Source organism: Pantoea sp. E956-1, from assembly GCF_982223955.1.
In genome coordinates this window covers 197401-208394 of sequence record NZ_CEUYZP010000009.1, presented here as the reverse complement: position 1 = coordinate 208394, position 10994 = coordinate 197401, and the positions used below count along the sequence as shown (strand labels likewise).

General features: G+C 56.5%; 6 protein-coding genes and 1 rRNA gene. 6 read left to right on the top strand and 1 reads right to left on the bottom strand.

What is annotated here, in order from left to right:
* From rrf to aceK, 5 genes are all read left to right on the top strand, one after another.
* Positions 1 to 77: ribosomal RNA gene (gene rrf, locus AC0T7J_RS19765) — 5S ribosomal RNA — on the top strand; the annotation flags it as partial.
* Positions 78 to 256: 179 nt separating this feature from the next.
* Positions 257 to 1186, top strand: coding sequence for a homoserine O-succinyltransferase MetA (gene metA / locus AC0T7J_RS19760; protein ID WP_473796177.1), 930 nt, complete (start codon positions 257 to 259; stop codon positions 1184 to 1186).
* A gap of 263 nt (positions 1187 to 1449) precedes the next feature.
* On the top strand, positions 1450 to 3048 hold the full coding sequence (aceB, locus tag AC0T7J_RS19755; RefSeq protein ID WP_473796174.1) for a malate synthase A: 1599 nt from the start codon (positions 1450 to 1452) through the stop codon (positions 3046 to 3048).
* A 17-nt stretch (positions 3049 to 3065) separates the two neighbouring features.
* Entirely contained in the window at positions 3066 to 4367 is a 1302-nt protein-coding gene (aceA, locus tag AC0T7J_RS19750; protein ID WP_010672196.1) for an isocitrate lyase, read from the top strand.
* A 62-nt stretch (positions 4368 to 4429) separates the two neighbouring features.
* Complete coding sequence (aceK, locus tag AC0T7J_RS19745) at positions 4430 to 6178, top strand: bifunctional isocitrate dehydrogenase kinase/phosphatase (protein WP_473796170.1); 1749 nt, start codon at positions 4430 to 4432, stop codon at positions 6176 to 6178.
* Here aceK and iclR read toward each other — a convergent pair.
* Positions 6153 to 6980: a glyoxylate bypass operon transcriptional repressor IclR gene (iclR, locus tag AC0T7J_RS19740; RefSeq protein ID WP_275103100.1), complete on the bottom strand. Its 828-nt coding sequence runs from the start codon at positions 6978 to 6980 to the stop codon at positions 6153 to 6155. The genes aceK and iclR overlap by 26 nt on opposite strands.
* Before the next feature lie 194 nt (positions 6981 to 7174).
* On the opposite strand from iclR, the gene metH reads away from it, so the two are divergent.
* Positions 7175 to 10858, top strand: a complete 3684-nt coding sequence (gene metH / locus AC0T7J_RS19735) for a methionine synthase (RefSeq protein WP_473796207.1) — start codon at positions 7175 to 7177, stop codon at positions 10856 to 10858.
* Positions 10859 to 10994: the final 136 nt, after the last annotated feature.

Below are 10994 nucleotides of genomic sequence, written 5' to 3'. Positions count from 1 at the left end.
CCGAACTCAGAAGTGAAACGCCGTAGCGCCGATGGTAGTGTGGGGTCTCCCCATGCGAGAGTAGGGAACTGCCAGGCATTAAATAAGTGAAGAAGCCCCGCACGAAAGTGCGGGGCTTTTTTACGTCAGCACTTTGCCTCGTTAAGCTGAAACATTTTCATTTTCTGCATCAAACCTCGACATCTTACAACGAACAGGCTAATGTTGGGCATCTGGATGTCTAAACGTTTATATGGTTGTAAGAGGTGAGCAGGTTATGCCAATCAGGGTTCCCGACGAATTACCGGCAGTGAATTTTTTGCGTGACGAAAATGTCTTTGTGATGACATCGTCGCGCGCCAGTGTTCAGGAGATCCGCCCGCTTAAAGTGCTCATACTGAATCTGATGCCGAAAAAGATCGAAACGGAGAATCAGTTCCTGCGTATGCTTTCCAACTCGCCCTTACAGATCGATATTCAGTTACTGCGCATCGACAGCCGTGAGTCACGCAATACGCCCACTGAGCACCTCAACAACTTTTACTGCAATTTTGAAGATATCCAGCATGATAACTACGATGGCTTAATCGTGACAGGTGCGCCACTCGGGCTGGTTGATTTTAATGATGTTGCCTACTGGCCACAGATTCAGCGTGTACTGCATTGGGCAAATGAGCACGTCACCTCAACCCTGTTTGTCTGTTGGGCGGTACAGGCTGCGCTTAATATTCTGTATGGTATTCCCAAGCAAACCCGGCATAACAAACTGTCTGGCGTCTATGAGCATCAGATACTGCATCCTCATGCGCTACTGACCCGTGGGTTTGATGATAATTTCCTCGCGCCGCACTCACGCTATGCTGATTTCCCTACTCAATTGATTACGGATTACACCGATCTTGAGCTGTTTGCTGAATCGGAACAGACCGGTGCCTATCTGATGGCGAGTAAAGATAAACGCCTGGTGTTTGTTACCGGTCATCCGGAATATGATGCCCTGACGTTGTCTGGTGAGTACCATCGCGATTATGAAGCGGGGGTGAATCCGGAAGTTCCTTATAACTATTTCCCGCAGGATAATCCGGCTTTACCACCTCGCGCCACCTGGCGCAGTCACGGCAATCTGCTGTTCTCGAACTGGCTCAACTACTACGTTTACCAGATCACGCCATTCGATCTGCGTCACATGAACCCGACGCTGGAATAGTCCCGTCTGAAGATCAACTGAACCGTGTTAGCCGATGGCAACACGGTTTTTTTTCGCCTGTAAAACGCGTAATGAAAGCAATTCCTTTAATGAATAAAAATTTTATTGTAAATAAAACAAAGGAATGAATGCGTTATTAATTTAAAATGGAAATAGTTTTTGATTTAAAAAAATAAATGCTTATGCTCTGATCCTGTAGCTCACTAAATAAACACCGCGTGGATCCGCTGCTTTCGATCCTTTGAATACAGGAGAACGCCAGCATGACAGACTCAGTGATCAGCCATACCCTGATTTTCAGCCAGCCCTTTAGCCATGCCGAACAGCAGTTGTTAACGCCCGAGGCGGTGTCTTTTTTAGAGACTCTGGTTGCACGCTTTGCACCGCAACGCGAAGTGCTGTTATCGGCTCGCCAGCAGCGTCAGCAGCAATATGACCAGGGCTATCTGCCAGACTTCGATATGGAAACAGCTTCCATAAGAGCCAGTGAATGGCGTATTCAATCTATTCCGGCAGATTTAGACGATCGTCGGGTCGAGATTACCGGCCCACCCGATCGTAAAATGGTGATTAACGCCCTGAACTCAAACGTTAAAGTCTTTATGGCCGACTTTGAGGATTCACTGTCTCCGGAGTGGTCAAAGCTGATTGACGGGCAGCTGACACTGCGCGAAGCAGTACAGGGCACCCTGAGTTATACCAGCGATAAAGGCAAAATTTATCAGCTCGGCGCTACCCCTGCGGTACTGATGTGTCGGGTGCGCGGCCTCCATCTGTCAGAAAAACATGTCAGCTGGCAGGGGAAGGCCATTCCGGCCGGGCTGTTTGATTTCGCGCTCTATTTCTTCCACAACGTCCGGCCATTACTGGCCAAAGGCAGCGGGCCTTATTTCTATCTGCCGAAAACCGAGAGCTGGCAGGAGATCGCCTGGTGGCGTGAGATCTTCAGTTTCAGCGAGGATCAGTTCGATCTGCCACGCGGCACGATCAAAGCCACTGTCCTGATCGAAACGTTACCCGCCGTGTTTCAGATGGATGAGATCCTGTGGAATCTGCGCGATCACATCACTGGTCTCAACTGTGGCCGCTGGGATTACATCTTCAGCTATATCAAAACCCTGAAACAGCATGCGGATCGCGTGCTGCCGGATCGTCAGTCCGTCACCATGTCTCAGCCGTTCCTGGACGCTTATTCGCGACTGCTGATTAAAACCTGTCATCGCCGGGGGGCTTTTGCGATGGGCGGGATGTCAGCGCTGATCCCCGCTAAAGATCCCACGCGCAATGCCTGGGTACTGCAGCGCGTGACGGAAGATAAGCAGCGGGAGGCTGGTAATGGGCATGACGGCACCTGGATTGCTCATCCTGGTCTGGCAGATACCGCGATGGCGGTCTTCAACACCGCGCTGGGCGACCGGGCAAACCAGCTGCAGGTCATGCGGGAAGAGGATGCGCCGATCACGGCGGAGCAGTTGCTGGCACCCTGTCAGGGTGAACGCACCGAAGCCGGTATGCGCGCTAACATCCGTGTTGCGCTGCAATACCTTGAGGCGTGGATCAGCGGTAACGGCTGTGTCCCGATTGACGGACTGATGGAGGATGCCGCCACCGCTGAGATCGCACGCACCTCAATCTGGCAATGGATTCGTCATCAGCAAATGCTGAACAACGGCCAGCAGGTCACGGCTGAACTGTTTCTGCGCTGGCTCAACGAAGAGCTGCATCTGTTGCAAAACGCGCTGGGCGAAGCCCACTTTAGCGCCGGTCGCTATGACGACGCGGCGCAGCTGATGGCTCAGATCACCACCGAGCGCGAGCTGGTTTCCTTTCTTACCCTGCCAGGCTATCGCCTGATCCCCTGAACAGAGGAGCTATTGCCATGACACGTACTCAACAGATAGATCAACTGGAACAACTCTGGCAGACCGCACGCTGGCAGGGTATTACCCGCCCTTACAGCGCAGCAGAAGTCGTCAATCTGCGCGGCTCGGTACTGCCCGCCTGTACGCTGGCAGAGCGCGGTGCGGAGAAATTATGGGCGTTGCTGAATGGCGAAGCGAAGAAAGGGTATATCAATAGCCTGGGTGCGCTGAGCGGCGGGCAGGCACTGCAGCAGGCCAAAGCGGGCATCGAAGCGATCTACCTTTCTGGCTGGCAGGTTGCTGCGGATGCCAACGTGGCGGGGCAGATGTATCCTGATCAGTCGCTCTACCCGGTGAACTCAGTGCCGGAGGTGGTGACGCGCATTAATCAGACTTTTCAGCGCGCCGATCAGATTCAGTGGTCCAGCGGCATTGAAGCGGGTGACAGCCGGCACACCGATTTCTTTCTGCCGATTGTCGCTGATGCTGAAGCCGGCTTTGGCGGCGTGCTGAATGCGTATGAGCTGATGAAGGCGATGATTCAGGCGGGCGCGGCGGCGGTCCATTTCGAAGATCAGCTGGCGGCGGTAAAAAAATGTGGTCACATGGGCGGTAAAGTTCTGGTACCGACCCAGGAAGCCATTCAGAAACTGGTAGCGGCACGGCTGGCTGCCGATGTGATGGGCGTGCCCACCGTGCTGCTGGCGCGCACCGACGCCGACGCCGCTGACCTGATTACCTCAGACTGCGATGAATACGATCGTCCCTTTATCCAGGGCGACCGGACGGCAGAAGGCTTCTTTCGCACCCACGCCGGCATCGAACAGGCGATCAGTCGCGGTCTGGCCTATGCACCTTATGCTGACATCCTGTGGTGTGAAACCTCGACGCCGGATCTGGCGATGGCGCAGCGCTTTGCCGACGCCATTCATGCGCGCTTCCCCGGCAAATTGCTGGCGTACAACTGTTCGCCATCGTTCAACTGGAAGAAGAACCTCGACGACCGCACTATCGCGAAGTTTCAGCAGGCGCTCAGCGACATGGGTTATCGCTTCCAGTTCATCACGCTGGCAGGCATCCACAGCATGTGGTTCAACATGTTCGACCTGGCACATGCCTATGCGCAGGGCGAAGGGATGCGTCACTACGTGGAAAAGGTTCAGCAGCCTGAGTTCGCTGCCCGCGATCGCGGATACAGCTTCTCGTCACATCAGCAGGAGGTGGGCACCGGCTATTTTGATCAGGTGACCAACATCATTCAGGGCGGTAAGTCCTCTGTTACCGCGCTCACCGGGTCGACCGAAGAGCATCAGTTCTGACTCTTTTTCTCTGACTGATTCCCCGTCCGCAAACCGCGGGCGGGCATTGACCGGAGCTGTCTATGCCGCCACGTGAATCCTTAATTGCCCACACTATTCTGCAGGGTTTTGATGCGCAGTATGGTCGCTTTCTCGACATCACTGCTGGCGCGCAGCAGCGGTTTGAGCAGGCAGAATGGCAGGCGGTGCAGCATGCTATGAAGGCCCGCATTCATCTCTATGATCATCACGTCAGTCTGGTTGCCGATCAATTGCGGGTGCTGAACGGTGCGGCCAGCTGGGATGAGATGTTCTGGCTGCGGGTTAAGGACCACTATCAAAGCCTGCTGCCCGGCTATCCACGGCATGAAATTGCCGAAAGCTTCTTTAATTCCGTCTACTGCCGGTTACATGGACATGCCGATCTGCAGCCGGACCGGCTGTTTATCTTCAGCTCTCAATCCCTGACCGCGCCGGTCACACCTTTGCGCCCGTTATCGCGCCGTTATCAGCCGGAGCGGGGCTGGCTGGCACTGGTGGAGCAGGTGTTGAGCGATTTACCGCTGACGTTGCCGTGGCAGCACCGCGCGCGCGATGTCGGCTGGATTGTCCGCCACCTGCAGTCGCATTTTCCCCGGCTGGACCAGGGCTGGCTCGAGGTTAACAGTGAACTTTTCTATCGTAACAAAACCGCCTGGCTGGTGGCGCGCCTGCATCTGCCGGAGGGCATTTTTCCCTGTCTGCTGCCGATTCAGCGCAGTGAAACGGGCGAACTGTGGATCGACACCTGTCTGACCGATGTGAATGACGCCAGCATTGTGTTTGGTTTTGCCCGCGCCTATTTCATGGTTTATGCGCCGGTCCCTGCGGCGCTGGTCGCCTGGCTGCAACCGATTCTGCCTGGCAAAACCCTGGCGGAACGCTATATGGCGATTGGCTGCCAGAAGCACGGTAAAACCGAGAGCTATCGCGAATATCTTCAGGCGCTGGCAGAGAATGCGATGGCCTTTGAGATCGCACCCGGCGTGCGCGGCATGGTGATGCTGGTCTTCACGCTGCCGGGCTTTGACTGGGTGTTCAAGGTCATCAGGGATCGCTTCGCGCCGCAAAAAGAGGTGACGGAAGCGCAGGTCCGCGCCTGTTATCAGCAGGTCAAAGAGCACGATCGCGTGGGTCGTATGGCGGATACGCAGGAGTTCGAGCAGTTTGCGTTGCCGCTGTCGCGCATCTCACCGGCGCTGCTGGCAGAGCTCCACGCCTGCGTGGCTGAGAAGCTGCATATTGAAGGCGATCGCCTGATTATTCGTCATCTGTGGCTGGAGCGTCGTATGCAGCCGCTTAATCTCTATCTGATGCAGGCCAGCGTCGAACAACGGCGTCACGCGATTGAAGAGTATGGCAACGCCATCCGACAGCTGGCGGCGGCCAATATCTTTCCCGGCGATATGCTGTTTAAAAACTTCGGCATCACCCGTCATGGCCGGGTGATTTTTTACGATTACGATGAGATTCGCCCGATGCAGGAGCTGCACTTCCGGGAGGTGCCCGCGGCGCGCTATGAGGAGGATGAACTCAGCGCCGAGCCCTGGTACAGCGTCGGGCCGGACGATGTCTTCCCGGAAACCTTTCGCTATGCGTTATGCAGTGAAGCCGCTACCGGCGCATTGCTGCTGCAACTGCATCCGGAGATATTCGACGCCCGCTGGTGGCGCGCGCAGCAGCAGCGCATTGCCCAGGGCCATGTGGAAGAGGTGATCGCCTGGCGGCAGACGCAGCGTTTCAGCGTCTGCTACGCGGCAGAGGCTGTCAACGACCGCTGTACGCCAGCGTAACCTGGCGCGCTTCGCGGATGACCAGTGCACCTAATTCAGTAATCCGATCGTCTGTCATGCGGGCGATGGGGCCGGAGATGGAGAGCGCGGCAAACGCCTCGCCATGTTCGTCATAGATCGGCGCGGCGACACAGCGCAGTCCAAGCGCATGCTCTTCATCATCAAATGAGAAGCCCGCTTTGCGCACCAGCGCCAGATTCTCTTTCAGACTCTGCGGCGACATCAGGGTTTTCGGCGTGTAGTAATGCAATCCTTTCTGATGCAGCAGGGCGGTGACCTGCTCATCGCCCAGATGGGCCAGAAACGCTTTACCTGCGCCAGACGCATGCATCGGCAGCTTGCCGCCAATCGGCGCGGACATTCGCATCAGCTGGGTACACTGCACCTGATCAATGATCACCGCCTGGTGATCGCTGAGATCCAGCACCGCCAGATTCACCGTTTCACCGGACTGCTCCATCAGGCTACGCAGCACCGGGTGTACCATCGCCAGCAGGTTACGGCTCTGCAGGAAACTGCTGCCAACCACGAAGGCGTGTGCGCCGATCGTCCACAGCCCGAGATCGCCCACCTGCCGGACAAAACCCTGCTGCTGCATGGTGCTGAGCAGGCGATGCGTGGTGGAGTTAGGCAAACCCGCCTGCTGCGCCAACTCGGTCAGCGCCACGCTGCCATGTGAGTCAGCAATCAGCTCCAGCAGCGTCAGGCCGCGGGTCAGCGATTGCACCTGACCGCCCGCGGGTGCGGCGACAGGGGTGCCACGGGGTTTCTTGCCGCGCTTAACAGGAACTGGCGTTGCCATCATTGTTTCTCCTTTTACATTGTGGAAATCATTTTCGTTTTAATCACGCGCTTTGCAAACGCTGGTTTTCTGGTCAGACCTGTACAGCCGAGACCTGAAAATCTCTCATTCGAGGTTACTTTGTCGCCTGACCAGCTTGTGCCAGAATGAAAAACGGGCTTTTCCGCCAGCAGACTGACGTGAATGGGGCAACAGTGAGCAATAAAATCGATGCGTTAAAACAGCAGCTCGCAAAACGCATTATGGTGCTGGATGGGGGTATGGGCACCATGATCCAGAGCTATAAGCTGGAAGAAGAGGATTATCGCGGCAGCCGTTTTGCTGACTGGCCTTGTGATCTCAAAGGCAACAACGATCTGCTGGTGCTGAGTAAACCGGCGGTGATCCGCGAGATCCACGACGCTTATCTGGCGGCGGGTGCGGATATCCTCGAAACCAACACCTTTAACGCCACGTCGATTGCGATGGCGGATTACCAGATGGAAAGTTTATCGGCGGAGATCAATTTTGAAGCGGCCCGTCTGGCGCGAGCCTGCGCCGATGCATGGACGGCGAAAACGCCGGATCGTCCGCGTTATGTTGCGGGTGTGCTCGGCCCGACCAACCGCACCTGCTCGATCTCACCCGACGTCAACGATCCTGCCTACCGTAACGTCACTTTTAATCAGCTGGTGGAGGCGTACCGCGAATCGACCCGCGCGCTGGTGGAGGGCGGTTGCGACCTCATCATGATTGAAACGGTGTTCGATACGCTGAATGCCAAGGCGGCTATCTATGCGGTGCAGACCGAGATGGAAGCGCTGGGTGTGACGCTGCCGCTGATGATCTCCGGCACCATTACCGACGCCTCCGGCCGAACACTCTCCGGCCAGACCACCGAAGCTTTTTACAACTCGCTGCGTCACGCCGAACCGCTCTCTTTTGGCCTGAACTGCGCACTGGGACCCGACGAGCTTCGTCAGTATGTGGCGGAACTGTCGCGCATCGCTGAAGGCTACGTGACCGCCCATCCCAACGCCGGTCTGCCCAATGCCTTTGGCGAATATGATCTGGATGCGGAACTGATGGCGCAGCAGATTGGTGAATGGGCCACCGCCGGATTCCTGAACATTATCGGCGGCTGCTGTGGCACCACACCGCAACATATCGCTGCCATGGTGGCGGCGGTTGAAGGCGTCGCCCCGCGTCAGTTGCCGACGATCCCGGTGGCCTGTCGTCTCTCCGGTCTGGAGCCGCTTAACATCACCGCAGAGTCACTGTTTGTTAACGTCGGTGAGCGCACCAACGTCACCGGCTCGGCAAAATTCAAACGGCTGATCAAAGAAGAGAAGTATAACGAAGCGCTGGAAGTGGCGTTGCAGCAGGTGCAGAGCGGCGCGCAGATCATCGACATCAACATGGATGAGGGCATGCTCGACGCCGAGGCGGCGATGGTGCGCTTTCTGAATCTGATTGCTGGCGAACCCGATATCGCCCGCGTGCCGATCATGATCGACTCCTCAAAATGGGAGGTGATTGAGAAAGGGTTGCAGTGCATTCAGGGCAAAGGGATCGTGAACTCAATTTCGATGAAAGAGGGTGAGGCGGCCTTTATTCATCATGCGCGTCAGGTCCGGCGTTACGGCGCGGCGATGGTGGTCATGGCGTTTGACGAAGTGGGTCAGGCGGATACCCGCGCCCGAAAAATAGAGATCTGCCGCCGTGCTTACCAGATCCTCACCGAACAGGTTGGTTTCCCGCCGGAAGATATTATCTTTGACCCCAACATCTTTGCGGTCGCCACCGGCATCGACGAACACAACAACTACGCCATGGATTTCATTGGTGCCTGCGAAGATATTAAGCGCGAGCTACCCCATGCGATGATCTCCGGTGGCGTCTCCAACGTATCGTTTTCATTCCGTGGCAACGATCCGGTGCGTGAAGCGATACATGCCGTTTTTCTCTATTACGCCATCCGTAAAGGCATGGATATGGGCATCGTCAACGCAGGCCAGCTGGCCATCTATGACGATTTACCGGCAGAGCTGCGCGACGCAGTAGAGGATGTGATTCTTAACCGGCGGGATGATGGCACCGAGCGGCTGCTGGCGCTGGCGGAGAAATACCGTGGCGGCAAAAGCGATGGCTCGCAGGAAAAACAGCTCGCGGAATGGCGCAGCTGGGACGTGGTGAAACGGCTGGAGTATTCGCTGGTCAAGGGGATCACCGAGTTTATTGAGCAGGATACCGAAGAGGCGCGCCAGCAGGTGCCACGGCCGATAGAGGTGATTGAAGGCCCGCTGATGTCCGGCATGAACGTGGTCGGTGACCTGTTCGGTGAAGGCAAGATGTTCCTGCCGCAGGTGGTGAAATCGGCGCGCGTGATGAAGCAGGCGGTGGCGTATCTGGAGCCCTTTATCGAAGCCAGTAAAGAGGCGGGGCGCAGCAACGGTAAAATCGTGCTGGCCACGGTCAAAGGCGACGTGCACGACATCGGCAAAAATATTGTCGGCGTGGTACTGCAGTGTAATAACTACGAAATCATTGACCTTGGCGTGATGGTGCCGGGTGAAAAAATTCTCAAAACGGCGCGCGAAGTGAATGCGGACATCATCGGCTTATCAGGCCTGATTACGCCGTCGCTGGATGAGATGGTCAACATGGCGAAAGAGATGGAGCGTCAGGGCTTTACCTTACCGCTGCTGATTGGCGGCGCGACCACCTCGAAGGCCCATACCGCTGTCAAAATTGAGCAGCATTACAGCGGCCCGACGGTCTACGTGCAGAACGCCTCACGCACCGTTGGCGTGGTGTCGTCGCTGCTTTCCGCCACGTTAAAAGAGGATTTCGTCGCCCGAACCCGCAAAGAGTACGAGACCGTGCGTATTCAGCATGCACGTAAAAAGCCACGTACGCCGCCGGTCTCGCTGCAGGCGGCGCGCGATAACGCCACCTCAATTGACTGGGAGAGTTACACGCCTCCCGTGCCGCATCGTTCCGGGGTCAGCCAGGTGGAGGCCAGTATTGAAACGCTGCGCAACTACATCGACTGGACGCCGTTCTTTATGACCTGGTCGCTGGCGGGCAAATATCCCCGCATCATGGAGGATGAGGTGGTGGGTGAAGAGGCGCAGCGTCTGTTTGCCGATGCCAATGCGATGCTCGACAGATTAAGCCAGCAGTCGCTGCTGAAGCCACGTGGCGTGGTCGGTATTTTTCCGGCTAACCGGGTCGGCGATGATATTCATCTCTACAGTGATGAACGGCGTGATGAGATTTTGTGTGTAAGTCATCACTTACGCCAGCAGACCGAAAAAACCGACTTCGCCAACTACTGTCTGGCGGATTTTGTGGCCCCGAAATCGAGCGGTAAAGCGGACTATCTCGGGGCCTTTGCGGTGACTGGCGGGCTGGAAGAGGATGCACTGGCGGAGGCGTACGATCGTCAGCATGACGACTACAACAAGATCATGGTGAAAGCGCTGGCTGACCGTCTGGCGGAAGCCTTTGCCGAATACCTGCACGAGCGGGTACGTAAGGTGATCTGGGGCTTCGCGCCCAACGAAAATCTCAGCAATGAAGAGCTGATTCGGGAAAATTATCAGGGGATACGTCCGGCGCCAGGCTATCCGGCCTGCCCGGAGCACACTGAGAAAGCCGCCATCTGGCGTCTGCTGGCGGTGGAAGAACAGACCGGCATGAAGCTCACGGAATCCTTTGCCATGTGGCCGGGCGCGGCAGTATCTGGCTGGAACTTCAGCCATCCTGACAGCCGCTATTTCGCCGTGGCGCAGATCCAGCGTGACCAGGTGGAAGATTATGCGGCACGCAAAGGGATGTCGGTCACAGAAGTGGAGCGCTGGCTGGCGCCGAATCTCGGCTACGACGCGGACTAAATAAAAAGCGGCCTGAGGGCCGCTTCAGACTGCTGACAAATCCAGCTCCGGTTAAATCTGGCAGCAATGAAGAAACTCAACGCGCAGGGAACCCGGTCAGAGGAGGAAAGCGTCCCGCGCCAGGGACGGCGCGGGA